This window comes from Streptomyces sp. NPDC050388 (assembly GCF_040655635.1).
Classification (GTDB): Bacteria; Actinomycetota; Actinomycetes; order Streptomycetales; family Streptomycetaceae; genus Streptomyces.
In genome coordinates, this window is record NZ_JBFAKH010000046.1 from 37,377 (window position 1) to 60,714 (window position 23,338).

The window sequence follows — 23,338 nt, forward strand, 5'->3', positions numbered from 1 at the left end:
GGCCACGGGTGACGGCGCCGCGCGGCGCGGGCCGCCGGTGACGGAGCGGTTGCCGCCCGCCCCCGTGTGGTGGGGCTTCGCCGAGTGCTCCTTGTACGTGCCTGCCGATGCGTGCCTGCCGGGCCGGGCCGGAACGGCGGTGCGGCCCGCTGCACGAGGGGCAGCGGGCCGCACGGAGGGGTTGGCTCGCGTCGGTGGCACCGTACGGGGCGGTGCCCGGACGCGGGCCGGTCGGGATCAGGCGGTGACGGCGTCGTCCTCCACCCGCATCCGGCCGCCCAGGAGTCCACCGAGGGCGGTGACCAGGGACAGGGCCATCAGCAGCAGCGCCGCCGGCCAGGAGGCCCCGCCGCCGCCGGCCAGCAGGGCGGTCGCCAGGAAGGGGAGGAAGCCGGTGAGGGCGCCGGCCAGGTTGTAGGAGAGGGCCACGCCGGTGTAACGCAGCCGGGCCGGGAACAGTTCGGCGAGCAGCGCCCCGGACACGGCGTACGCGACGGAGAGCACGCCGATGCCGACCGCCATGGCCAGCACGACCACGACCGGGTTCTCGGTCTCGACCAGCCAGAAGAGCGGGAAGGCGAAGGCTGCGCTGAGCAGGCCGCCCCACAGCGTGACCCGGCCGGGACCGAGGCGGTCCGCCATGCGTCCCACGACGATGATCACCGCGATCTGGACGACCGCCGCCACCAGCGTGCCGTTGACCATGAGGGAGCGCGGCATTCCCAGGGTGTCGGCCCCGTAACTGATCATGAACGTGGTCAGCATGTAGAACCCGCCGACTCCCAGGGTCGCCGAGGCCATCGCGACCAGCAGCCGGCCCCAGGCCTGGCGGAAGATGTCGAGCGCCGGCACCTTGGCCTGCTCGTTCTGCTCCAGCATCTCGTCGAAGAGCGGCGACTCCTCCACCTTGCGGCGGATGTAGACGGCGATGCCCATCAGGGGGAAGGCCATCAGGAACGGCAGGCGCCAGCCCCAGGAGTCGAAGGACTCGGACGGCAGGAGGAGCACCAGGGCGAAGGCGCCGGAGGAGAGCAGGGTGCCCACGGGGGAGCCGACCTGCGGGAGTGCGGCGTACCAGCCGCGCTTGTTCGGCGGCGCGTGTTCCACGGCCAGGGTGATGGCGCCGCCCCACTCACCGCCGACGGCGATGCCCTGGACCAGGCGCAGGAGCACCAGCAGCAGCGGCGCGGCGATGCCGATGGTGGCGTAACCCGGCAGCAGACCGATCAGGCCGGTGGCTATGCCGATCATCACCACGGTGATCAGCAGAGCCGGCTTCCTGCCCATGCGGTCGCCCAGCCATCCGAAGACGAGGGCGCCGATCGGCCGGGCGGCGAATCCGACGCCGAACGTCGCGAAGGCCGCCAGCGTGGCCGCCGTGGGGTTGAGCGTGGTGAAGTACAGCCGGTTGAAGACGATGGCGGAGGCGGTACCGAAGAGGAAGTAGTCGTACCACTCCAGTGCCGTGCCGACGAAGGACGCGAAGGCGACCCGTCCGGCGTCCTTGGCCTTCGTATCGGTCGACGTGCCCGGCGGAGCCCCTGGGGCGACCTGTCCGACTGTGCTCATGCGTGACTCCTTGCGTCCGGCCGGGGGGTTCCGGCCGTGGGGAGGGGACCGTTCGCTGCCGCGAGGTTCCCGACTGCGTCGGCGCCGTGGACGCACTCCCCGGCCACGAAGGTGGCGAGGACGTCGATGGCGCCCATCCGATGGCCGTCGACGGCGACAGGATCATCGGAAAGTATGACGAAATCGGCATATTTGCCGGGGGTGATGCTGCCGCGACGGCTCTCGTCGTGGCTGGCCCATGCCGCATCGATGGTGTAGGCCCGGAGGGCCTGCTCCGCGCTCACCCGCTCGTCCGGGGCGAGCACGGTGCCCGCCCGGCTGAGGCGCTCGACCATGGACTGCATCCCGAGGAGGGGCGCTCCCGGGGCGACCGGCCGGTCGGAGCTGCCCGGCACCCGGACCCCCCGGTCGAGGAAGGAACGGTGCCGGTACATCCAGAGGGTACGGTCCGGACCGAGTCCCTCGGCCATGCTGTCGCCCACGTCATACAGGAAGCGCGCCTGCGGCACCGGGACCACGCCCAGCTCCACGTAGCGGTCGAGCTGGTCGGGGCGGACCACCGCGGAGTGCTCGATGCGGTGTCGCACATCCGGGCGGGGCAGCACGCGCTGCGCCTCGGCGAAGGCGTCGAGGGCCAGGTCGACGGCACTGTCGCCGATGGCGTGGGCTGCCACCCGCCAGCCGGACCGGTGGGCGTCGACGACGAGCCGGTGCATCTCCTGCGGACTGTTCTGGTAGACGCCGCTCGTGTGGTCGTGCCCGCAGAACGGCTCGGAGACCGCGGCCGTGCGGCCGATCAGCGAGCCGTCCAGCCAGATCTTCATCGGGCCCAAGCGCAGCCGGTCGTCGCCGAAGCCGGTGCGCAGGCCCAGGTCGATGCCGGTGGTGATGCCGTCGTCGGCGTGCGCGCGCAGGGCGTGCAGGTTGTCGGCGGCGACCATGAGCTCGACCCGGGTGCGCAGGGTGCCGCGTTCGCGGGCCAGCTGGTAGGCGGCGGCCTCGACGGGACTGCGGCCGATGAGGCCGAGCCCGATCCCGGCCTCCACCACGTGGGTCAGGCCCTCCGCGGCGTAGACCTCGCTCGCACGGCCGAGGGCGTCGGCCAGTTCGGCCACCGGGTAGGGCATGACCAGGTCGGTGACCAGCGCCTGGGCCCGCTCCTGGAGCAGGCCGGTGGGGGCGCCGTCGCCGTCGCGCACCACGACCCCGCCCTCCGGGGCGTCGGCGGTGCCGTCGAGGACGCCGGCCCGCCGCAGCACCTCGCTGCCGGCCACGCACATGTGCCCGGAGCGGTGCTTGAGCCACACCGGCCGACCGCCGGCCGCCCGGTCCAGCTCCGTGCGGTGCGGGTGCCCGCCCATGACCGTGTCGTCGTACCCGGCGCCCACGATCCAGGCGTCGGCCGGCAGGGCGGCCGCGCGGCGGGCGACGGCGTCGTAGACCTGGGACAGCGTGGTGGCCGTGCTCAGGTCGAGTTCGCCGAGGGACTGGCCGAACCAGGCCATGTGGTTGTGGGCGTCGCCGAATCCGGGGACGACGACCGCGCCGCCGCAGTCGAGCACGGTGCGTGCGGGCAGGTCCTCGACCGTCTCGTCGAGGCCGACGATCCGCCCCGCCAGGACACCGAGGGTGCGGGCGCGGGGGTGGTGGTCGTCCACCGTGCGGATGCGGGCGTTGCGCAGTTTGAGATCGAGCATGGAGCGGCTTTCGGGTGGTGTGGGGGTGCCCGGGGCGGGGCCGGTTCAGGCCAGGTTCTGCAGGCGGGTCAGTGGCAGGTCGGCGGCGTGGTGGATGTCGATCGGGCGGCCGTCGACGAGGACCGCGTCGGGTGTGGTGGGTACCCGCACCGTCGGTACGGCGGTGTTGCCGACCATGTCGCCGCGGGTCAGGCCACGGCTGTCGCGCAGGGCGGTGTAACGCACCCCCGCGGGGAGGGCGTCGGCGGCGGCTCGGTCGTCGAGGCAGGCCTGGGAGACGAAGACCGTGGACAGCCGGCGCGGGGCTCCGCCCAGACCGCCGAAGTACGGTTTCATCACGCGCGGCTGGGTGAGCCGGGTCGAGCCGGAGCCCGAGCCCGTCAGCCCCCAGGCGACGAAGCCGGACTTGAGCACCAGCTCGGGCTGCGCGCCGAAGGTGGCGGGACGCCACAGCACGACGTCGGCGATGCCGCCGGGCCGCAGGGAGCCGACGTCCGCGGCCATGCCGTGGGCGATCGCGGGGTTCAGCGTGATCTTGGCCAGGTAGCGCAGTACCCGTTCGTTGTTGACGAAGTCCGGACCGGTCTGACCGGCCAGGTGGGCCTGGACGTGGGCGAGCTGCCAGGTGCGGCGCGCGGTCTCGGCGATGCGGCCCATGCCCATGGAGTCGGAGTTGACGATGCTGATCGCGCCGAGGTCGTGCAGGGCGTTCTCGGCGGCGATGGCGTGCTCGCGCACCCGGCTCGCCGCGATGGACACGTCGCTCTCCACCCCGTGGTGTCCGCCGTGGACGGTCATCGTCATGGGCAGCAGTTCGGCGACGGTGGCCGGGGTCAGCGGCAGCGTCGGGGTGGTGGAGGAGGTCAGCACGTGCGGCTGGGAGACGATCTCCAGCAGGTCGGGGTGACCGCCGCCGCCCTCGACGTGGTAGGCGTGCACGGTGCGTCCGCGGGTCGCCGAGAGGGTGTCGGCCAGATATCCGGACTCGTTGAGGGTGTCGGTGTGCAGGGCGACCGGCAGGTCGGCGTCCTCCGCGACGCCCAGGCAGGTGTCGACGATGCGGGGCGTGGCCCCCCAGTCCTCGTGGATCTTGAAGCCGCCGGAGCCGGCGAGGACCGCACGCTCCAGCAGCTCCTGCGAGGAGGAGGAACCGCGGGCGAGGAACGCCACGTTGACCGGGGCGTCGCGCCAGCCCTCGATGAGACTGTGCAGGTTGTACGCGGGGTTGGCTCCGACGTCCCACACGCCGCCGATGCCCATGCCGACCATGGTGGTGACGCCGGCGGAGAGCGCCGCGGGCACCACCTCGGGGCTGGAGAGGTGGACGTGGGAGTCCACGACCCCGGCCGTGGCGAGGAGTCCCTGGCCGTTGATCATCGCGGTGTGGGAGTCGACGACGAGTTCGACGCCGTCGTTGTTCTCCGGGTTGCCGGCCCGTCCGACGCCGACGATCCGGCCGTCCTTGATGCCGATGTTGGTCTTGCGGACGCCGAGCATCGGGTCCAGGACGACCACGCCGAGGATCACCATGTCCAGGGCGCTGTCCCGCGGGGCGCGGCCGGTCACGAGCAGGCCGTCGCGGGTGGTCTTGCCGCAGCCGCCGAGCATCTCCTCGCCGGGCTCGGTGTCGTCGGCGTCGACCCGTACCCACAGGTCGGTGTCGGCCAGCCGGATCCGGTCGCCGGTGGTCGGGCCGTACACGGACGCGTACGCGCGCCGGGACATCCGGTTCATCGGTCTCCTCCTCGTGCCACGACGGTGACGGTGCGGGTCGCACCGGGCTCGAACCGCTCGGAGGAGCCGGCCGGGACGTCCAGCCGGTGGCCGCGGGCGGCCTCGCGGTCGAACTCCAGGGCGGTGTTGGCCTCCTCCAGGGGGAAGTGGGAGGAGAGCCACACCGCGCGGGCGCCCCGGTTGGTGATCTCCAGTTCCCTGCGCGGCCGACCGGGAGCCAGGTCCGTCTCGCCCTCGGCGGCCAGTACGGCGCCGGGGTCGGTCGGCCCGGCCGGCCCGAAGGGCTCGGCGACGTGGACCAGCGTGGAGCCGTGCGGGAAGAGCGCCTCCACCTGGATGCCGGGCACGGCCCCGGCGACTCCCGGCAGCAGGTGCTCGCGCGGGACGACGTCCCGGGCCTGCTCGACCACGTTCTCCAGCGGCACCCCGTCCCAGGCCATCTCCAGGATCTCGTCGCACACCAGGGCGACGGCCTCCGTCGCACCGAGCCGGGCGCCGCGGGCCAGCCGCCGCCGGGCGAGTTCGGCGGCCGAGAACAGCGTCAGCCGTTCCTGCTCGCGTGGAGTCAGATGCATGGGTGTTCCCCTCGAGATGGTGCGGGCCCGTTGGCCGCGTGGTGGGGCGTGCACAGCACAATGCCCTGTGAGGAGGGCATGAACAATGCCGAAACGCTCCGTGCTGGAGCGGTGATAATGGGCATATGCACAATGCGCCGGACATCGACGGCCCCGCCCACACCCTCACCGCCCGACCCGCCGGCGACGGCGGCGCGTCGGTCTCCCCCGAACTGCGCACGCTGGTGCGCGACTGTCTGGACGACCTGGACGACCTGGTCGAGCACTACGTCCCGGAGGTCTCCGCGTTCGACGACTACCAGGGCGTGGTCACGCCCGAGGACCTGCGTGACACCGCCCGCGCCTCTTTCGAACTGCTGCTGCGCCTGATCGGCGGCCTGCCGGTGCCCGAGGACCTGCGCGAGGTTCCGGAGCGGCTGGGCCGCCGCCGCGCCCACCAGGGCGTGCCGCTGGAGCGGCTGCTGCAGGCGGTGCGCATGGACTTCCGCGTGCTGTGGACCGCGTTCCTGGAACGCACCCGTCCGGAGGACCTGCCGCAGCTGACGCGCGGGGCGGTGCGGGTGTGGGAGGCAGTGGAGTTCCACACCGTGCACGTGCACGCCGCCTACCTGGACCAGGTCGCGGTACTGGCCCGCGAGCAGGAGCGGGAGCGGACCGCGCTCATGGGCAGACTGCTGTCCTCGGACGGCCGCGACCAGCAACTCGTCGCCCAGGCGGCCACCCTCCTCCAGGTGAACGCGCAGTCGGACTTCGCCGTGGCGGTGGCTCCGCCGGAGTCGCAGGAGGAACTGCGCCGGGCCGTCACGGCACGGCTGACGGGTCACTCCCCCCACCTGCAGCAGCACAACGGCATGCTGGTGCTCGTGGCCAGGCTTCCGCAGGGAGCGGACGCGCTCCCGTCCGCCTGGCTGGACGGTGTGGCGTGCGCGGTCGGCCCGGTGGCGCGCGGACTGGCCCGCGTCCCCGACGCGGTGCGGGTGACCGAGGCGATCGCCATGACGATGGACGGCGGCGACACGGCGCGAGGCGGCCCGGTGACCCTGGTCGACGCATGGATGCCCGTGGCCGCGGCACGGCTGGGCCCGATCGCGGGGATGCTGGCCGACTCGGTGCTGTCCGGTCTGGACCGGCTGTCCCCGCACGAGCGCGGGCGCCTGCTGGACACCGTGGTCGCCTACTGCGAGTCCGGGACGGTCGCGGCGGTCACCCGCGACCTGTACTGCCACCGCAACACGGTGCTCAACCGGCTGAGCCGGTTCACCGAGCTGACCGGCCTCCACCCCACCAGGCCGACGGAGGCGGCCACCGTCCTGTTCGCCCTGCAGTGCTCCCGCAGCCGTGGCGGGTGACGCCCGCGGACCGTGTGACACCTGCCGCTCCGGCGACCGGGCTCACGCCAGGGCGTTCACCGCTGCGGCGAAGAGGTGGGGCAGGCGGCTGGCCGCGGGGGTGATGTGGTGGGCGAGGGCGGGGTGTTGGCGGGCTCTGACCAGGAGGTGGGTCAGGATGCGGTGGCGGCGGGTGGCTCGTCTCCAGTCGGTCTCGTAGTGGCCCGGGGTGCCCCGGCGTACGTTGGCGACCAGGGCCTCGGCGCCGGTGAGGGCGTGGGTGATGCCCTCACCGGTCAGCGCGTCGATGTAGCCGGCGGCGTCACCGACCAGGAGGACCCGGCCGTGGACGCGGGTACGGGCTCGTTGGCTCAGTGGACCGGCGCCGCGCACCGCGGTGACGGCCGCTTGCGCGGGAAGACGGGCGGCGAGTTCGGGGAACGTCCGCAGGTGGGTGGTGAAGGGGGCCCGCCGGGTGGTCAGGAGGGCGACGCCCACGAGGTCGGGGCCGAGCGGGGTGACGTAGGCCTCCGCGTGGGGACCCCAGTGGACTTCGACGTAGGGGGACCAGGGGGGCACCGCGTAGTGGCGGCGCAGGCCGTAACGGGGGGTCCCCGTGGTCCGCACGTCCAGGTCGAGGGAGCGGCGGACGGGTGAGTGCAGACCGTCGGCGGCGATCAGCCAGCGGGCGCGCAGGCCGGTGCCGGGGACGGTCACGCCCGTGGTGTCCTGCCGCACCTCCCCCACCTTCAGGGGCAGTACGGGCACTCCCGCGTCCAGGACGGCCCGGTGCAGGGCGCTGTGCAGGCCGGTGCGGCGGGCGCCGAGGCCGAGGCCGCACCGGAAGGCGGCCTGGACCCGGCGGGGGCCCTGGACGTAACGGACGCCGGTGATGGGGTGGCCGGGGACGTCCAGGCCGAGGGCGGCGAGCGCGCGGACGGCACCGGGCATCAGGCCCTCGCCGCACGCCTTGTCGACCGGGGCCCGGCGGGGCTCGGCGACGACGGCGTCGAGCCCGGCGCGCGCGGCGTGCAGGGCGGTGGCGAGGCCGGCGGGTCCGCCTCCGACGATCAGCAGGTCGTGGGTGCCGTTCACGCGGGGACCGCCCGGGTGAGGGCCGTGTTCTCGCAGCGGATCCGGACCGTGAGCAGCATCGCGTTGGCGAGGGTGAACGCCGTCGCGGTCAGCCATGCGGAGTGCACCAGGGGCAGCGCGACGATCTCCACGACGACCGCGACGTAGTTGGGGTGGCGCAGGAGACGGTAGGGGCCCGCCCCGACCAGGCGTGCTCCGGGGACGACGATGACGCGGGTGTTCCAGTACGGGCCGAGGGTGGTGACGCACCACCAGCGCAGGGCCTGGGCCAGTACGGCGAGCGCCAGCATGGGCAGGCCGAGAGCGGGCAGGAACGGCCGGCCGGCGAGGAGCACGGGTTCGAGCAGGCAGCACGCGAGCAGGCCCGTGTGCAGGGCGACCATGACGGGGTAGTGGCCCCGGCCGTGCTCCACACCGGCGCGGGCGAGGGTCCAGGCCGCGTTGCGCCGGGCGACGACGAGTTCGGCGACGCGCTCGGCGGCGACGGCGAGGACCAGGAGGACGTACCACCACTGCACGGGGGCGCTCACCAGCGCAGCAGGACGAGTTCGGAGCAGAAGCCCGGGCCCATCGCCAGGAGCAGGCCCCAGGTGCCGGGTTCGGGGCCGCGGGCTTCCCGGATGCCCTGCAGGATGTGCAGGACCGAGACCGAGGACATGTTCCCCGCCGTCGCGAGGGAGCGCCACGCGGACTCCAGGGCGTCGCCGGGCAGGCCGAGGGCGTCGGTGACGGCGGAGAGGACCTTGGGGCCTCCCGGGTGGCACACCCAGGTCCCGATGTCGTCGGTGGTGAGGCCGTGTTCCGCGAGGAAGGCGCGCACGTGCCGGCCGAGGTGGTCGCGGACGACGCCGGGCACCCCGGCGTCGATCACGACGCGGAAGCCGCCGGCTCCGATGTCCCACCCGAGGAGCGGTGCGGTGTCCGGGTAGAGGTGGCTGCGTGTGGCGACCACCGAGGGGGCGGGGCCGGCCGCGTCCGGGTCACCGTCGTTCCTCCCGCCCTCGCTCCCCCGCCCGTCGGCAGCGCCCGCGCCGCGTGCGACGAGTGCCGCCGCGCCGTCGCCGAACAAGGCGCCGGCGACCAGGTTGGCGCGGCGGTCGTCCCGGTGCTGGAGCGTCAGCGAGCACAGTTCGACGGTGAGCAGCACCGCGGTGTCGTCGGGGTGACCGAGCAGGTGGTCGTGCACCCTCGCGAGGCCGGCGGCGCCCGCCACACAGCCCAGACCGAAGACCGGAAGCCGCTTGACGTCGGGCCGCAGCCCCACGCGCCCCGCCAGTCGGGCGTCGAGCGAGGGGGCGGCGACGCCGGTGATGGAGGCGCACACCAGCAGGTCGACGTCGGCCGGTGCGAGCCCCGCCTGCTTCAGTGCGCCGGTGAGGGCTTCCTCGCCCAGTTCGAGGCCGACCGCCAGCCAGGTGTCGTTGCGCAGCCCGAAGTCCCTCAGACCGGCGTACCGCTCGATCGGCAGGGCGAGGTGCCGGGTGCGTACGCCCGCGGACGCGTGCAGGCGGCGCAGTACGGTGCGGTCCGCGCCCGGGGACAGGCACAGGTCGCCGATCGGCTCGGTCAGGTCGGCCTGGGCGTACCGGTGCGGCGGCAGCGCGGTGTGGACGGCGGCGATCACAGACGGCACGGCCGGCACGTCCGGCGCGGCTGCCGCGGCCGTCCGGCGCGGGACGGCGGTCGGGGAGGTCGAGGTGGTCGGGGAGGGGGCATGGTCGGCGATCAGGGGGACACGCATGTCGGTCATGCCTCCCCCGCATCGGCTGCCTGATTACCTTGCGCATGTGTCTCTCCACCCGTCCGGGGCCCTCCGACGCTCGACGCGCCGGGTCCCGGTGTTGCTGCGTTCCTGTCATCCGGAGCCGACGGTCGCCGTGACGGTGTTCGTGACCGCTCTGGCCGTGGCGGCGGGCCACGGGCCGGCGGGAGCGGCGGCGATGGGTGCGGCGGTGCTGGCCGGTCAGCTCTCGGTGGGCTGGTGCAACGACGCCGTCGACGCGCGGCGCGACACGTACTGCGGGCGGGGCGACAAACCGGTCGCCGCCGGCACGCTCCCGCCGCGGGTGGCGGCCGCCGCGGCGGGGACGGCCCTGGCGTTGTGCGTACCGCTGTCGCTGCTGAGCGGCGTCGTGGCGGGTGCGGCACATCTCACGGGCGTGGCCGCGGGCTGGGCCTACAACCTGCGGTGGAAGCACACGGTGCTCTCGCCGCTGCCCTACGCCGTGGGCTTCGGCTCGCTGCCGGCCTTCGTCGTTCTCGGTCTGCCGTCGTCGTCCCGGCCCGCGTGGTGGGCGGTGGCGGCGGGGGCGCTGCTGGGTGTGGGGGCGCACCTGGTGAACGTGCTTCCGGACATCGAGGACGACCTGGCGACCGGCGTGCGCGGACTGCCGCACCGGCTGGGCCGTCCGGTCTGCCGGTGGCTGGCTCCGTGCGTGATGTCGGCGGCCGTGCTGGTGGTCGTCGCGGGGCCGCCCGGAGCGGTGGGGAGGCCGGGGTGGGTGCTGGGGACGGCGGGCGGGATCGTCGCGGTCGCGGGTACGGCGGTACCGTCGGCGGACCGGAGTCGGTGGCCGTTCCGGGCGGCGGTCGTGGTGGCCGGGACGGCCGTGGCGCAGCTCCTGCTCCGGGGCTCGGACATGGCTTCCTGACACCGGCGTTCATCATTCGTTTATCGCCGGGCGCCATCGTGGAGTCAGTCGATCCGTCGTGTCGGGGGGCAGACGGGTCGTCACCGAAGGCCGCTGTACCGGCCCACCCGGGTCGAGCGGCTGAAAGGCCCGTCCGGTCGTCCTCGGGGGAATGCCCGGGCGGGCCTCATGACGACGAACACCACACAGGGGAGACCGAAGAATCATGAGTGACGAGCAGGTCGTCAAGCCGCAGGACATCCACGCCACCTCGGAGCCGCTCGGCACGAAGAGCGCGGACCCGAAGGCCCCCAAGGCCCCTGAGGCAGAGGCCGGCGGAGCGACCACCCAGGGCGACATCCACGCCACCGACGAGCCCCTGGAGACCAAGGACATCCACGCCACGTCGGAGCCGTTCAAGCCGACCCGGTAGACCGCACCCGCACGGGGAGACAGCTGGGCCGCGACGGCGCGGAGGGGGAGCCGTCGCGGCCCAGCCGTGTGCGCACGCCCCGTCCGCCGGCCTCGCCCGGGGCTCGCGCGGGGCCGGGCGGGTCAGCGGGTGCCCGGGGCGTACCGGTCGGGGGCGCAGGTGGAAACCCGGGCGGCACGTTCGGGGTCGCCGGCGACCTTCACCCGCGCGGTCGCCGTACCGTCGGCGGCCACGGAGACCCGCTGCGCCGGGGAGGCGACCGTGCGCCCGGCCCTGTCCCTGAAGGCGACGGTGACGGTGAAGACGCCGTCGACGGCGTTGGGGTTGGTGACGCGGACGGTCGCGTACGGGACCGTCTTCGAGGCGCAGCTCAGCAGTTCCACGGTCGCGTCCCGGAGGGACGGGGACGAGCCCCCGCTGCTCCCGCCGGTGCTGCCGCCACCCGCGTCGGCGTCGTCGTGGTCGTCGTAGTAGTAATCGTCGTCGTAGTCGTCATCGTCGTAGTCGCGGTGGCTTCCTCCGCCGGACCTCGACGACGAGTCGTGGTTCTGCGACGAACTGCTGCACCCGCCACCGTCGTCCCCGCCGCCGCGGCCGTGACCGCGTCCGGTCGAGAAGCCGGTGAGGGTGAGGACGACCAGCGCCGCCACCGCTGTGAGCTTGAGAGTGTTCCCCCGTGACCGCATGCCCGGCAGGCTAGCCACCCCCTGTCACGAGCACGTCACTGCTGGGCGACCGCCGCGTACCCGCCGGGGCGGCGGGGTCGGCGGGCCCCGCGGCAGGGCCCCGCCGTCACGTCGTACGTGCCGTGCCCGTCCCCTTCTCCGCGTCCAGGGCGTAGACGCAGCGGTCCTTGCTGCACGCGTAGACGACGCCGTCCCGGACGACCGGGGAGCCGGTGATCTCACCGCCGGTCGCCAGTTTCCATCTCAGGCGGCCGTCGTCGGCCTTCAGCGTGTAGAGCAGGTGGTCCGTGGAGCCGAAGTGGATGCGGCCCTCGGCGACCGCGGGGGCGCCCACGATGTCGCCGCCGGCCTGGAAGCGCCACTTGGGCGTGCCGGTGACGGCGTCCAGTGTGTAGAGGCCCCTGCCGCTGCCGACGTGGACGTGGCCCGCGGCGACCAGGACCGGTTCGATCGAGGCGCGGGCCTCGGTGGCGATGCGCCAGCGGTCGCGGCCGTCGGTGGCGTCGAGGGCGTAGACCGTGCCGAGGTAGTCGGCGAGGTAGACGCCTCCGCCGGTGACCGCCGGACCGGAGACGAAGGTGGGCTGCGAGAGGAAGACCGCCGGCGCCTCGAAGTGCCAGCGGACGTGCCCGCCGGCGACGTCCAGGGCGAGGACGCGGGTGCCCGCGGAGACGTACACGTACCCGTCGGGGGCGTGGGTGAGGCGGACCGGGACGCCGCCGCAGGAGGCCGCGTCGCCGATGGGGTACGACCAGCGCTCGTCGCCCGTGCGGGCGTCCAGGGCGCGCAGGCGGGCGTCCTGCCAGACGTAGACCGTTCCCTCGTGGACGGCGGGGCCGGCCTCCGGGGTCTCGAAGTCGGTCTGGCAGCCGGTGGCCTCCCACAGCTTCCGGCCGGTGGAGGCCTCCCACGCCTGGACGCCGCCGCCCCGGGTGCCGGTGACGACGGTGCCGTGGTCGGCCTGGAGGGAGTACACCCAGGCGTCCGTGGAAAGCCGCCACAGATCGCCGCCCTCACGGGCGTCCAGGGCGAACAGGGTGGGGCCGTCGGATGCGTGGATGCGGCCGTCGGCGACCGCCATCGACCAGGCGACGTCCCGGGTCTTGAACCGGCGGCGGCCGGTGGCCACGTCGAGGGCGTGCACCTCGAAGGAGGTGACGTAGACGAGGTCGTCGGCGACGGAGGGGGTGCCCCAGACGTCGTTGGACATCCGGAAACGCCACGGCCGCCAGCCGCTCGGCTGCTCCGGCGGCAGGGGCGGCACGGGCGGCGCCACGATCGCGGGGACGGCGGGGTCGGCGCCGTTGACGCCGGGACGGGGCTTGGACCAGGAGGCGGCGAGGGCGGCCTCCGGCGGGGGCGCCTTGACGGCGGCGGCGCGGACGTCGGCGACGCGCGGGCCGGGGCCGATGGGCACCGAGACGCCGGCCAGCCGGACCGGGCCGGTGTCGGGGGCGCCGACCGGCACGGGCGGGTGCGGCGGCGGGATCACGGGGTCGTGCGCGGGCGGGGGCGGGACCGGGGGGCGGGCGGCGCTGAGGCTGCGGCCCCCCGTGGGGGCGGGACGGGCGGGCGGCCGGCCGCCCCGGCGTCCCTCGATCAGGCTCACCGCCCGCTCGGGCAGCCACGCGGAGGCCGTGCCGCTGTCGTCGGAGCCGGAGCCGAACAGGTGCGGGGCGAGCTGGGACTGGAGGTCGGCGGGGCTGGGCCGGGCCGGGGCCTCCATCTGCATGCAGGACTCGATCAGCGGACGCAGTTCGTCCGGGAGGCCCTCCAGGTCCGGGCCCTCGCGCAGCAGCATGAAGACCGTCTCGACCGGGTTCGCCCCGTGGAACGGGGCGTGCCCGGTGGCCGCGAAGACCAGGGTGGAACCGAGCGAGAACACGTCGCTGGCGCCGGTGACGCTGCGGGAGTCCTTGGCCTGCTCGGGGGACATGTAGGCGGGGGTGCCGACGGCGACGTTCGTCATCGTCAGACGGGTGTTCGACACGCCGGAGGCGATACCGAAGTCGATCACCCGGGGGCCGTCCTCGACGACGAGGACGTTGGACGGCTTGAGGTCGCGGTGGACGAGTCCGGCGCCGTGGATGGAGTGCAGCGCCTCCGCCACCCCGGCCGCCAGCCAGCGCACCGCCTGGGCCGGCATCGGCCCGCACTCGTTCACTATCTCCTCGAGGGAGGGGGCGGGGACGTACGCGGTGGCCAGCCACGGCACGGCGGCCCGCGGATCGGCGTCCACCACGGCCGCGGTGTAGAACCCGGAGACCGCGCGGGCCGCCTCCACCTCGCGGGTGAAGCGGACGCGGAACAGCTGGTCCTCGGCCAGCTCGGTCCGGACGGTCTTGATCGCCACGCGCCGCCCGGACGCCGAGCGCGCGAGATAGACCAGCCCCATCCCGCCGGCCCCCAGCCGTCCCAGCACCTCGAACGGCCCGATACGCCGCGGATCGTGCTGCGTCAGCTGATCCACCACTTGCCTGCCACCTCCCCGTACGAGTCGCGCCACCACCTGTACGCGACCGAAGTGCAGCGTCTCACCACCGCAGCCCCGTGGCGGCACGCCCCCCGATTGTTCCTGTCCGGGGCGCCGGTTGCGAACCCGACGACATAGGGGGTGTCTAGTCTCATATGCAAAATAACGGGGCGGACGGGAGGCCGAGAACCCCCGGGACGACCGGTCAGCGGGTCAGCGGGTCAGCGGGTCGTCCGGGTCGGCGGGCCAGGAGGGCGAAGGACGCGCCCTGGTCGTCGGTGACCACGGCCACCGTGCCGTAGGAGGCGTCGAAGGGCGGGACCTGGACGCGGCCGCCGAGCCGGGTCACCTCCGCCATGGTGGCCTCGGGATCCTCGACGGCGAAGTGGACGAGGAAGTGGGGCGGCATCTCGGCCGGGAAGACGTCGGAGACCGGGGCACGGCCGAAGTCGGGCTCGGCGCCCTCACCGAACAGGGCGTCGTGGAAGAGACCGCCGTAGAAGGCGTCGGCCGCCTCGGTGTCCCGGGTGTAGAGCTCGGCCCAGGCGAAGCTCCCCCGCTCGTGCCGACGCCCGAAGCCGGGGCGGTCACCGGGCTGCCACAGGGCGAACACGGCATCCTCGGGGTCGGTGACGAGTGCGGTGACGCCGAGTTCGCCGACCGGACGCGGCGCCGAGACGAGCTGTCCGCCGGCCGCGACGATCCGTCGGCACAGCGCGCCGACGTCCGGGGTCGCGAAGGACACCGTCCAGACGGTGGGGAGCCGGCCGTCCGTCTTGTGCGCGAGGGACGCCACCGGCTCACCGTCGAGCAGCGCCCGCACGGTTCCCAGGGGCGGGGAAGCCTGCGCTGAGCCCGACGGCCCCGACGGCGCGGGCCGCGAGGCCGGGGCGGGCCACTCGGGCTGCTCGGGCTGGTCTTCGAACGTCCACTCGAAGAGTTCGCCGTAGAACCGCTTGCCCGCCTCCACGTCGGGAAGCTGCGCATCGACCCAGCAAGGGGTGCCCTCCGGGTACTCCGATGCTCTGTTTCCAGCGTTTCCAGCGTTTTCGGCGTTTTCGGCCATGCAGCCAAACTAGCCGTGCCGTACGCACCGCGCAGACCAGGCACACCAGGCGCCGAGAGCCCGCACACCCCATTTGCAGTCGGCCGAATCGCGCTCCGATCACCCGTCGGTAAGCTGACGTCATGACAGGACAAGTGCGTACCGTCGACGGCCGCGTGGCCGGTCGGCGTGGGCAGGCGACCCGGCAGAAGCTGCTCGACTGCCTCAGCGAGATGCTCAGCTCCTCCCCCTACCGGGATGTCAAAGTCATCGATGTCGCCCGCAGGGCGGGGACTTCGCCCGCGACCTTCTACCAGTACTTCCCGGACGTCGAGGGCGCCGTTCTCGAGATCGCCGACCAAGTGGCCGCCGACAGCGCCGGGTTGAGCGAGCTCCTGGAGGGCCGCTCCTGGGTCGGCAAGGCGGGCTGGCAGACGGCACAGGAACTTGTCGACGGTTTTCTGGACTTCTGGCGGAAGAACGACGCGATCCTGCGAGTCGTCGATCTCGGCGCCGCCGAGGGCGACAAGCGCTTTTACAAGATCCGTATGAAGGTCCTCAACTCGGTGAACAGCTCCCTCACGGACGCCGTCGCCGAGTTGCGGTCCAAGGGCCGGGTCGACAAGGACGTGAACCCGGCCGCGGTGGCCGGTTCCCTGGTCGCCATGCTCGCGGCGGTCGCACTGCACCAGAAAGGTTTCACCTCCTGGGGCGTGAAGCAGGCCGAACTCAAACCCAACTTGGCCCTGCTGGTCCACCTGGGCGTCACCGGCAAGAAGCCGACGAGGTAGGCGGATGCCGACGACACTTCCCCTATCATCCCTTTCGCACTTCACGTCCTGTCAGGCAGGCGGTGGTTCACCCCGGTGAGCCACCGCCTGTCGCATGTCACGACACCTCGCCGGTCCCGCCGTCGACCCGGCTGCCGGACTGCCGCCTCGGACACGTCCGGGCAGACTCGGGACATGGGAACCGATCTCCATGAGCTGCTGAAGTCACTGCGGGTGTGGGATCCGGAGGTCACCGACCTGCCGGAACTGGACCGGGCCGCCACCCCCGCCGAGCCGCTGCCGCTGTTCACCCGGTGGTTCGCCGAGGCGGTGGCGGCCGGTCAGCCCGAGCCGCACACCATGTCGCTGGCCACGGCGGACGCCGAGGGGCTGCCCGACGTACGGATCGTGACGCTGCACGGCGCGGACGCGGACGGCTGGTCCTTCGCGACCCACGCCCACAGCCGCAAGGGCGGTCACCTCGCCGCCCGCCCGTATGCCGCGCTGGCCTTCTACTGGTCGGCGCTGGGCCGCCAGGTCCGGGTCCGCGGGCCCGTCGGCACCGCCCCGGCCGAGGAGGCGCAGGCCGACCTGCACGCCCGTTCCACCGGGGCACTGGCCGCCGCGCTCACCGGCCGTCAGAGCGAGGTCCTCGGCTCGCCCGGGGAACTGGCCCGAGCCTCGGAGACCGCCTGGGAGCGGGCCCGGCGGGAGCCGGACGCCCCGGTTCCTTCCTGGACCCTGTACCGCCTGCGCCCGGACGAGGTGGAGTTCTTCCAGGGCGACGCCCTCCGCCGTCACACCCGGCTGCGCTACCGCCGCCCGCCCGGGGAGGGCTGGACGCGGGAACTGCTCTGGCCGTGAGGTCCGCGGCGGGGCCTTCGACGAGCCTTCCGTGGGACTTCAGCAGCCCTTCGGTGGGGCCGGCTCCGGGTCCGTGGCGAGGCGGGCGTGCAGGTGGGAGTCGCGGAAGGCGTCGTGGCTGCCCTCCGCGAACATCGCCTCGCGCAGGACCCCCTCGGCAAGGAACCCGCACCGTTCGGCGATCCGGCAGGACACCTCGTGTTCGACCGCGTGGTCCAGTTCGAGCCGGTGCAGGCCGAGTTCGGTGAACGCCCACCGCGCGGCGAGCAGCAGCGCCCGGGTGGCCACGCCCCGGCGGCGGGCCTCGGGCAGCACCCAGTAGCCGACCATGCCCAGCCCCTGCACCGGCCGGACGTCGTTGACACCGATGTGCCCCAGCGGCGTACCGGTGTCCGCGTCGGCGATCCGGAAGGACACGGTCGTGCCGTCCTCGGTCCACTGCGCCCTCCTGCGCAGCGCCTCCCGGGCGCCCGCGACGTCCGTGACCGGCCGGAGCGGGGTGTTCCAGCGGTTGAACTCCGGGTCCGTGGTGCCGCGCAGCCACACCTCGGCGTCGGACCGGGACGCCGGGTCCCAGGGGCTCAGGTGCAGGCCGTGGCCGTGGAGTTCGGGGAGGGACCGCAAGGAGTGCGGGTGCGCATGCGTATCAGCCATACGGGTCATTCAAACCTGCACGGCCGGCCGGGACACGAGAATTTCCGTCACTCGACCTCCCCCTGTACCTACAGACGTGATCAATCCGCAACCAATTCCGGTCTTGACCGATACCCATCAACCTGGTGCGTGATTACGCTCGCGCTCATGGCCGACTCCACCACGCCCCCGAACCCCACCGCACCGCCTCGGGAAGACCGCCCCGTCTACGTCGTCGGCGGTGGTCCCGGCGGCCTCGCCGTCGCGTACTCGCTGCGCGCCCGGGGCGTGCGGGCCGTCGTCCTGGAACGGTCCGAACACGTGGGAGCTTCCTGGCGGCGCCACTACGACCGGCTGCGCCTGCACACCACGCGGCGCCTGTCCGCGCTGCCCGGTCTGCCGATACCGCGCCGGTTCGGGCGGTGGGTGGCCCGCGCCGACATGGTCCGGTACCTGGAGAAGTACGCCGAGCACCACCGCCTCGAGATCGTCACCGGTGTCGAGGTCTCCCGCGTCGAGCGCACCGCCGACGACACGGGCTGGCTGCTGCGCGCCACCGGCGGCCGCGAGCTGACCTGCGCCGCGGTCGTGATCGCCACCGGCTTCAACCACACGCCCCGCCTGCCCGACTGGCCCGGCCGGGAGACCTACACCGGCGAGTTCCTGCACGCGTCCGAGTACCGCAACGCGAAGCCCTTCGTCGACCGGGACGTCCTCGTCGCGGGCATCGGCAACACGGGCGCGGAGATCGCCGTCGACCTGGTGGAGGGCGGCGCCTCCCGGGTGCGGCTGTCGGTCCGTACCGTGCCGCACATCGTGCGCCGCTCGACCGCGGGCTGGCCCGCCCAGCACTCGGCCGTCCTGGTGCGCCGGCTGCCGGTCGGGCTCGTGGACCGGCTGTCCCGGGCGCAGGCCAGGGTGGCGCTGCCCGACCTCTCGGCCCAGGGCCTGCCGCGCCCCGACAAGGGCCTCTACAGCAGGGTGCTGGAGGGTGCCATCCCCGTACAGGACGTCGGACTGGTCGACGCCGTACGGCGGGGCAGGGTGGAGATCGTGGCCGCCGTGACGGGGTTCGAGGACGGCGAGGTCACCCTCGCCGACGGCACCCGCGTCGGCCCCGACGCGGTGATCGCGGCCACCGGGTACGCCCGCGGCCTGGAGGGTCTCGTCGGCCACCTCGGCGTCCTCGACGACCGGGGCAGACCGGTGGCCCGCGGCGCCGGCACCCCGCCCCGCGCCCCCGGCCTGTACTTCACCGGCTTCACCAACCCCATCAGCGGCAACCTCCGCGAGCTGGCCATCGACGCGGAGAAGATAGCCAAGGCGGTGACCCGCCGCGGGGCACCGGGAATCTCCCGGCTCCCCCGATGACTTCCGATCATCAACTGGGTCCGCACCGGCCTTTGCTGACGTCCCGTCAGTCCAGCGCCCCGACCACTGCGACCACTCCGGCTACCCCGACTGCACGGTCGCAGCACCGGCCGCCGGTCGGCGCCGGATGACCAGGGCCATCAGGGCCGCTGTCGCGCACAGGGCGCCGGAGGCGTACCAGACCACGTCGTACGAGCCGAAGACGTCCCGTGCGGCACCGCCGAGGAAGGCGACGAGGGCGGCGCCGATCTGGTGGGAGGCGAGGACCCAGCCGAAGACGATCGGGCTGTCGTCGCCGTAGTGCTCGCGGCACAGCGCGAGGGTGGGCGGGACGGTGGCGACCCAGTCGAGGCCGTAGAAGACGATGAAGAAGACCATCGGGGGCTGGACCGTGGGGGCCAGGAGGATGGGCAGGAAGAGCAGGGAGACGCCGCGCAGGGCGTAATAGACGGCGAGCAGGCGGCGCGCGTCGAAGCGGTCGGTGAACCAGCCGGAGGCCACCGTGCCGACGACGTCGAACACACCGATGACGGCCAGCAGGGAGGCGGCGGCGGTGATCGGCATGCCGTGGTCGTGGGACGCGGGCACGAAGTGGGTCTGGATCAGGCCGTTCGTGGAGGCGCCGCAGATCGCGAAGGTGCCCGCGAGCAGCCAGAACGGGCCCGTGCGCACCGCCGAGGCCAGCACCTTGAGCGCGCGCCGGGCGGCGCCGGGGACGGGCGCGGGCTTGGGCACGAACTCCGTTGCGCCGTACGGCTTGTGGCCCACGTCGGCCGGGTGGTCGTGCAGCAGCAGCCAGACGAAGGGGACGGCCGCGAGTGCGGCGAGCGCCACCGTGACGGCCGCCGGGCGCCAGTCGTGCCGCTCGACGATCCAGGACAGCACGGGGAGGAAGATCAGCTGTCCGGACGCGGACGCCGCGGTGAGGATGCCCGTGACCAGACCCCGGCGTGCGGCGAACCAGCGGTCGGTGACGGTCGCGGCGAACGCCAGCGCCATGGAGCCGGAGCCCAGGCCCACCAGCAGGCCCCAGCACAGCAGGAGTTGCCACGCCGCCGTCATCCACACCGTCAGCCCGGAGCCGAGCGCGATCACGGTCAGCGCCACCGCGACGACCCGCCGGATGCCGTAGCGGTCCATCAGTGCCGCCGCGAAGGGGGCGGTGAGCCCGTACAGCGCGAGGTTGACGGAGACCGCGGCGCCGATGGTCCCTCGTGACCAGCCGAACTCCTCGTTCAGCGGGTCGATGAACAGTCCCGGCACCGAGCGGAAGGCGGCGGCCCCGATGATCGTCACGAACGTGACGGCGGCGACGAACCACGCGCGGTGGATGCGGGGGCGAGGGGACCGGAACCGAAGGGCGCGCTGTCGCAGCCCGTCGCCGGGACGCTCCACGGCGTCGGCCGTCCTGCTTGTCTGGGTCACGCCATAGAGCTTCCGGAAACCGGCCTGCCGCATCGAGTGGCCCGAAGGACAGCGTTCGCTAGGATCGGGCCATGAACTCGGCGGGCTCCACCTCCAGCGTCCCGGGCGCCGGCACCTTCAGGCCCCATCGTGTCGTCGTCCTCGCCCTGGACGGGCTGCTCCCCTTCGAGTTGGGCATCCCGCACCGCATCTTCGGCCGCCCCGGGGACGCCGCGGGGCGGCCGCTGTACGAGGTGGTCACCTGCTCCGTCCGGCCGCCCGGACCGGTCCGGACCGACGCCGACTTCGCCGTCCACGTCGTCCACGGCCCGGAGGCCCTCGCCACCGCCGACACGGTGATCGTCCCGGCCTCCTACGAGCTCGGCCCGGTGTACGAGCGGGGCGAACTGACCGGCGAACTGGCCGCCGCCCTCGCCCGCGTCCGCCCCGGCACCCGGCTCGCCTCCATCTGCACCGGCGTCTACGTCCTCGCCGCCGCCGGCCTCCTCGACGGCCGCCCCGCGACCACGCACTGGGCGGACGCCGAGCGCTTCCAGCGGCTCTTCCCCCGCGTCGACGTCGACCCGAACGTGCTGTTCGTCGACGACGGCGACATCCTGACCTCCGCCGGCGTCGCGGCCGGTATCGACCTGTGCCTGCACATGGTGCGGCGCGACCACGGTGTCGCCGTGGCCAACGACGTGGCCCGCCGCACGGTCGTACCGCCGCACCGCGACGGCGGGCAGGCGCAGTACGTCGAGCGGCCGGTGCCCGATCAGCGGCAGACGTCCACGACGGGCGCCCGCGCCTGGGCGCTGGGCCGGCTGCACGAGCCGATCCAGCTGCGCGACATGGCCGCCCAGGAGGCGATGTCGGTACGCACCTTCACCCGCCGCTTCCGTGCGGAGACCGGCGTCAGTCCGGGGCAGTGGCTCACCCGGCAGCGGGTGGAGCGGGCCCGGCACCTGCTGGAGTCCACGGACCTGTCCATGGACCGGGTGGCCGGTGACGCCGGTTTCGGTACCGCCCAGTCACTGCGGCAGCACTTCCAGGCGGCGCTGGGGGTGACGCCGTCCGCGTACCGGAGGACGTTCCGGGACGGAGACGAGGGCGCGCCCCGGTCCGAAAAGTTGTCCACAGCCTGTGGAGGAACCGGCCGCCGCCCTGCGGAACTCCAGGGCTCCACCGCCCCAGGACCCTGATTCGGCCGCGGCACCGACAACGACGACGGCGATCGCCCCCGACGGCGACGGCGGCACGGCGCCGCTCGGTCCCGAGCACGGCGGCACCGCACCGCCTTCCGACTCCGGCGCTCCCTCCCCGGGTTCCCCTCGACCACAGGGAACCGACGCCGCAGTCGCGACCCACACTCGCCGAGGACTCCCGTCGCCGAAGCCCTCGCCGTCCCCTCGCAGCGAATCGCTGACGAACAGAGTGATCAAGCGGTCACGGCACGTCAACGCCGATTCAAGGCCTTACAGACACCTCTGCGCCATATGCCCGGTTATTCGTCGCCGCGCACGGAAGCACACCCGGCGCACCGGCTCACACCCTGGCCCGCGAGACCGTCCCCCCGTGCATCCGTGCACCGGTATGCCGGCACGGCCGCGCGCCCACCCGCCGACTCCCCCGCGCCCTACACCGCCTCGTACGCGACCCCGCCACAGGCCGGGGCGGACTCCCGCGCGGCCGTGCCGCGGTCCAGTTCGCACCAGATGCGCTTGCCGGTGCCGTCGGAACTCCACCCCCAGCGGTCCGCCAGGCCGTCGACGAGGGCGAGCCCGCGCCCACCGGTCGCCTCGCCGCCCACACAGCGCGGCACCGGCGCGCTGCTGCTCCGGTCGGCCACCTCCAGGCGGACCGTGGCCTCGCCCGCCGCCGCACCCCTCAGGGAAAGCCTCAGCACGGCCGGACAGCCGGTGTGCACGACGGCGTTGGTGACGAGCTCCGAGACGAGAAGGATCAGCGTCTCGGACAGCGGCTCGTCGACCTCCATCCCCGACCCGGCCAGGCGTGAGCGGGTCCACTGCCGGGCCCGCCCCACCTCAGCGGGGTCGGGCCGGATCTCCAGTTGCACTTGAAGCACCTGCACCGCTCACACCATCCGAACCGGCGGACACTTGGACTCGCGCCTCACGAGGGCCACGATCGTAGCCATTCTCTGCATGGCCAGAACAACGGCCGGGACAGGGGTCACGGAACGTGAGTCCCTTGTGGGACAGCATGGTTGACGTACAGTCACGTCAACAAGCGCTTCGGGCATATTCCAGCGCGAAGGAGTACTCGTGCGGCATACTGTGCGACGCCCACCCCGGCCGGCCGAACAGGCGGCGGTGGGAGGCCCGGTCGCACGGCGAACAGTGGCAGACGCTGACATTTCCGGGGCCGCTCCGAAGGCGACTCCCGCGCTGTGCGCGCTCACGACCACTCGCATCCCACACAAGGTACCGGAGCGGGCGGCCGACTCCGGGCCGTGACGAGTCACGCCCAGGACACAACACGGCATCAACGCTCCGTGACCCCCTTGTGCCACGATCCGCGACATCCGAGCGGAAGCGCTCCGGGACGTCGCAGACGGGGAGGCGGAGCAGGCCGTTCCGGCGGGCGGTTCGACGGCAGGCACATGCTCACCCTCCGTCACCGTTTCCGCACGTTGAGTCCGCATCCAGGTCTTTTCGCGGGCAGCCGGGCCGCCGTGGCGCCCGCGGGGTAGACGGTGACGGCCGTCCCGCGGGCGGCGGCGCGGGGGCTCTCCGCGCGGGTCGGCATCCCGGCGCACCGGCCGGGCCACCGTCCGGAAGGTCCCGATCGGCCGCGGCCGAACCGTTCACGGCTCCGGGCGTGTTGCGCCGTCGGCCCGCACCCGCACGCGGGCGCCGCCCCCGCGGAAGGCGCTGAAGCCACTCGAGTACGTCCCCGGGCGGGGGGGGGCCGGGGGGGGGGGGGGGCGCGGGGCGTGGATAAACCGCCGCAAGAGGGGGGGGGCGGTTAAGGGGGGGCCCCCCGGAGCCAACAAGAACCCGCCCAACAC

At 73.6% G+C, this 23,338-nt stretch carries 20 protein-coding genes; 7 read left to right on the forward strand and 13 right to left on the reverse strand.

Annotated features, from left to right (window positions below):
* Positions 1 to 237 precede the first annotated feature (237 nt).
* Genes AB0I73_RS24990 through AB0I73_RS25005 form a run of 4 tightly spaced genes read right to left on the reverse strand, consistent with a single transcriptional unit; the run spans position 238 to position 5,575 of the window.
* Positions 238 to 1,569 (reverse strand): MFS transporter, encoded by a 1,332-nt coding sequence (locus AB0I73_RS24990; protein WP_363040828.1) that lies wholly within the window; start codon positions 1,567 to 1,569, stop codon positions 238 to 240.
* The gene (locus AB0I73_RS24995; protein WP_363040829.1) at positions 1,566 to 3,266 is read right to left on the reverse strand and encodes an amidohydrolase; all 1,701 of its coding nucleotides are present in this window, start codon (positions 3,264 to 3,266) and stop codon (positions 1,566 to 1,568) included. Before AB0I73_RS24995 ends, AB0I73_RS24990 begins: the two co-directional genes overlap by 4 nt.
* Positions 3,267 to 3,311: 45 nt before the next feature.
* Positions 3,312 to 5,000: an urease subunit alpha gene (locus AB0I73_RS25000; RefSeq protein ID WP_363040831.1), complete on the reverse strand. Its 1,689-nt coding sequence runs from the start codon at positions 4,998 to 5,000 to the stop codon at positions 3,312 to 3,314.
* Positions 4,997 to 5,575 (reverse strand): urease subunit gamma, encoded by a 579-nt coding sequence (locus tag AB0I73_RS25005; protein WP_363040833.1) that lies wholly within the window; start codon positions 5,573 to 5,575, stop codon positions 4,997 to 4,999. The genes AB0I73_RS25000 and AB0I73_RS25005 overlap by 4 nt, the downstream gene beginning before the upstream one ends.
* Before the next feature lie 125 nt (positions 5,576 to 5,700).
* Here AB0I73_RS25005 and AB0I73_RS25010 point away from each other — a divergent pair, with 125 nt between their 5' ends.
* Entirely contained in the window at positions 5,701 to 6,924 is a 1,224-nt protein-coding gene (locus AB0I73_RS25010) for a helix-turn-helix domain-containing protein (protein WP_363040835.1), read from the forward strand.
* A gap of 42 nt (positions 6,925 to 6,966) precedes the next feature.
* Here AB0I73_RS25010 and AB0I73_RS25015 read toward each other — a convergent pair whose 3' ends face one another.
* Genes AB0I73_RS25015 through AB0I73_RS25025 form a run of 3 tightly spaced genes read right to left on the reverse strand, consistent with a single transcriptional unit; the run spans position 6,967 to position 9,748 of the window.
* Positions 6,967 to 7,998, reverse strand: a complete 1,032-nt coding sequence (locus AB0I73_RS25015) for an NAD(P)/FAD-dependent oxidoreductase (protein WP_363040837.1) — start codon at positions 7,996 to 7,998, stop codon at positions 6,967 to 6,969.
* Positions 7,995 to 8,528, reverse strand: a complete 534-nt coding sequence (locus AB0I73_RS25020; RefSeq protein ID WP_363040839.1) for an isoprenylcysteine carboxylmethyltransferase family protein — start codon at positions 8,526 to 8,528, stop codon at positions 7,995 to 7,997. The genes AB0I73_RS25015 and AB0I73_RS25020 overlap by 4 nt, the downstream gene beginning before the upstream one ends.
* A complete protein-coding gene (locus tag AB0I73_RS25025; protein WP_363040841.1) occupies positions 8,525 to 9,748 on the reverse strand; it encodes a 3-oxoacyl-[acyl-carrier-protein] synthase III C-terminal domain-containing protein in 1,224 nt (407 codons plus the stop codon). Before AB0I73_RS25025 ends, AB0I73_RS25020 begins: the two co-directional genes overlap by 4 nt.
* Positions 9,749 to 9,875: 127 nt before the next feature.
* On the opposite strand from AB0I73_RS25025, the gene AB0I73_RS25030 reads away from it, so the two are divergent.
* Both AB0I73_RS25030 and AB0I73_RS25035 read left to right on the forward strand, forming a co-directional pair.
* Positions 9,876 to 10,649 (forward strand): UbiA family prenyltransferase, encoded by a 774-nt coding sequence (locus tag AB0I73_RS25030; protein WP_363040843.1) that lies wholly within the window; start codon positions 9,876 to 9,878, stop codon positions 10,647 to 10,649.
* Between the two features lie 205 nt (positions 10,650 to 10,854).
* Positions 10,855 to 11,061 carry a hypothetical protein gene (locus AB0I73_RS25035; RefSeq protein WP_363040844.1) on the forward strand — a complete coding sequence of 69 codons (207 nt, stop codon included), beginning with the start codon at positions 10,855 to 10,857 and terminating at the stop codon, positions 11,059 to 11,061.
* Positions 11,062 to 11,183: 122 nt separating this feature from the next.
* Here the strand turns inward: AB0I73_RS25035 and AB0I73_RS25040 are convergent, their stop codons facing one another.
* The 3 genes from AB0I73_RS25040 to AB0I73_RS25050 all read right to left on the reverse strand — a co-directional run bounded on the left by AB0I73_RS25040 (position 11,184) and on the right by AB0I73_RS25050 (position 15,286).
* A complete protein-coding gene (locus AB0I73_RS25040) occupies positions 11,184 to 11,747 on the reverse strand; it encodes a hypothetical protein (protein ID WP_363040846.1) in 564 nt (187 codons plus the stop codon).
* Between the two features lie 106 nt (positions 11,748 to 11,853).
* Positions 11,854 to 14,220, reverse strand: coding sequence for a serine/threonine-protein kinase (locus AB0I73_RS25045; RefSeq protein ID WP_363040848.1), 2,367 nt, complete (start codon positions 14,218 to 14,220; stop codon positions 11,854 to 11,856).
* A gap of 205 nt (positions 14,221 to 14,425) precedes the next feature.
* On the reverse strand, positions 14,426 to 15,286 hold the full coding sequence (locus tag AB0I73_RS25050; protein WP_363040850.1) for a VOC family protein: 861 nt from the start codon (positions 15,284 to 15,286) through the stop codon (positions 14,426 to 14,428).
* 134 nt (positions 15,287 to 15,420) lie between these two features.
* Between AB0I73_RS25050 and AB0I73_RS25055 the strand changes: the two genes are divergently transcribed.
* Positions 15,421 to 16,056: a TetR family transcriptional regulator gene (locus AB0I73_RS25055; RefSeq protein ID WP_363040864.1), complete on the forward strand. Its 636-nt coding sequence runs from the start codon at positions 15,421 to 15,423 to the stop codon at positions 16,054 to 16,056.
* Between the two features lie 174 nt (positions 16,057 to 16,230).
* Positions 16,231 to 16,899, forward strand: a complete 669-nt coding sequence (locus AB0I73_RS25060; RefSeq protein ID WP_363040852.1) for a pyridoxal 5'-phosphate synthase — start codon at positions 16,231 to 16,233, stop codon at positions 16,897 to 16,899.
* A gap of 39 nt (positions 16,900 to 16,938) precedes the next feature.
* Here AB0I73_RS25060 and AB0I73_RS25065 read toward each other — a convergent pair whose 3' ends face one another.
* The gene (locus AB0I73_RS25065; RefSeq protein ID WP_363040854.1) at positions 16,939 to 17,553 is read right to left on the reverse strand and encodes a GNAT family N-acetyltransferase; all 615 of its coding nucleotides are present in this window, start codon (positions 17,551 to 17,553) and stop codon (positions 16,939 to 16,941) included.
* A gap of 147 nt (positions 17,554 to 17,700) precedes the next feature.
* On the opposite strand from AB0I73_RS25065, the gene AB0I73_RS25070 reads away from it, so the two are divergent.
* Entirely contained in the window at positions 17,701 to 18,903 is a 1,203-nt protein-coding gene (locus tag AB0I73_RS25070; protein WP_363040856.1) for an NAD(P)/FAD-dependent oxidoreductase, read from the forward strand.
* Between the two features lie 81 nt (positions 18,904 to 18,984).
* Here the strand turns inward: AB0I73_RS25070 and AB0I73_RS25075 are convergent, their stop codons facing one another.
* The gene (locus AB0I73_RS25075; protein WP_363040858.1) at positions 18,985 to 20,328 is read right to left on the reverse strand and encodes an MFS transporter; all 1,344 of its coding nucleotides are present in this window, start codon (positions 20,326 to 20,328) and stop codon (positions 18,985 to 18,987) included.
* A 71-nt stretch (positions 20,329 to 20,399) separates the two neighbouring features.
* Here AB0I73_RS25075 and AB0I73_RS25080 point away from each other — a divergent pair, with 71 nt between their 5' ends.
* The gene (locus AB0I73_RS25080) at positions 20,400 to 21,509 is read left to right on the forward strand and encodes a helix-turn-helix domain-containing protein (protein WP_363040860.1); all 1,110 of its coding nucleotides are present in this window, start codon (positions 20,400 to 20,402) and stop codon (positions 21,507 to 21,509) included.
* A gap of 434 nt (positions 21,510 to 21,943) precedes the next feature.
* Here the strand turns inward: AB0I73_RS25080 and AB0I73_RS25085 are convergent, their stop codons facing one another.
* On the reverse strand, positions 21,944 to 22,399 hold the full coding sequence (locus AB0I73_RS25085) for an ATP-binding protein (RefSeq protein WP_363040862.1): 456 nt from the start codon (positions 22,397 to 22,399) through the stop codon (positions 21,944 to 21,946).
* Between the last annotated feature and the right edge of the window lie 939 nt (positions 22,400 to 23,338).

Excerpts from the sequence above, each read along its gene's own strand:
- AB0I73_RS25065 (WP_363040854.1), bottom strand. The coding sequence starts at position 17,553 with ATGGCTGATACGCATGCGCACCCGCACTCCTTGCGGTCCCTCCCCGAA.
- AB0I73_RS25060 (WP_363040852.1), top strand. The coding sequence starts at position 16,231 with ATGGGAACCGATCTCCATGAGCTGCTGAAGTCACTGCGGGTGTGGGAT.
- AB0I73_RS25050 (WP_363040850.1), bottom strand. The coding sequence starts at position 15,286 with ATGGCCGAAAACGCCGAAAACGCTGGAAACGCTGGAAACAGAGCATCG.
- AB0I73_RS25025 (WP_363040841.1), bottom strand. The coding sequence starts at position 9,748 with ATGACCGACATGCGTGTCCCCCTGATCGCCGACCATGCCCCCTCCCCG.
- AB0I73_RS25035 (WP_363040844.1), top strand. The coding sequence starts at position 10,855 with ATGAGTGACGAGCAGGTCGTCAAGCCGCAGGACATCCACGCCACCTCG.
- AB0I73_RS24990 (WP_363040828.1), bottom strand. The coding sequence starts at position 1,569 with ATGAGCACAGTCGGACAGGTCGCCCCAGGGGCTCCGCCGGGCACGTCG.
- AB0I73_RS25010 (WP_363040835.1), top strand. The coding sequence starts at position 5,701 with ATGCACAATGCGCCGGACATCGACGGCCCCGCCCACACCCTCACCGCC.
- AB0I73_RS25005 (WP_363040833.1), bottom strand. The coding sequence starts at position 5,575 with ATGCATCTGACTCCACGCGAGCAGGAACGGCTGACGCTGTTCTCGGCC.
- AB0I73_RS25000 (WP_363040831.1), bottom strand. The coding sequence starts at position 5,000 with ATGAACCGGATGTCCCGGCGCGCGTACGCGTCCGTGTACGGCCCGACC.
- AB0I73_RS24995 (WP_363040829.1), bottom strand. The coding sequence starts at position 3,266 with ATGCTCGATCTCAAACTGCGCAACGCCCGCATCCGCACGGTGGACGAC.
- AB0I73_RS25080 (WP_363040860.1), top strand. The coding sequence starts at position 20,400 with ATGAACTCGGCGGGCTCCACCTCCAGCGTCCCGGGCGCCGGCACCTTC.
- AB0I73_RS25040 (WP_363040846.1), bottom strand. The coding sequence starts at position 11,747 with ATGCGGTCACGGGGGAACACTCTCAAGCTCACAGCGGTGGCGGCGCTG.
- AB0I73_RS25070 (WP_363040856.1), top strand. The coding sequence starts at position 17,701 with ATGGCCGACTCCACCACGCCCCCGAACCCCACCGCACCGCCTCGGGAA.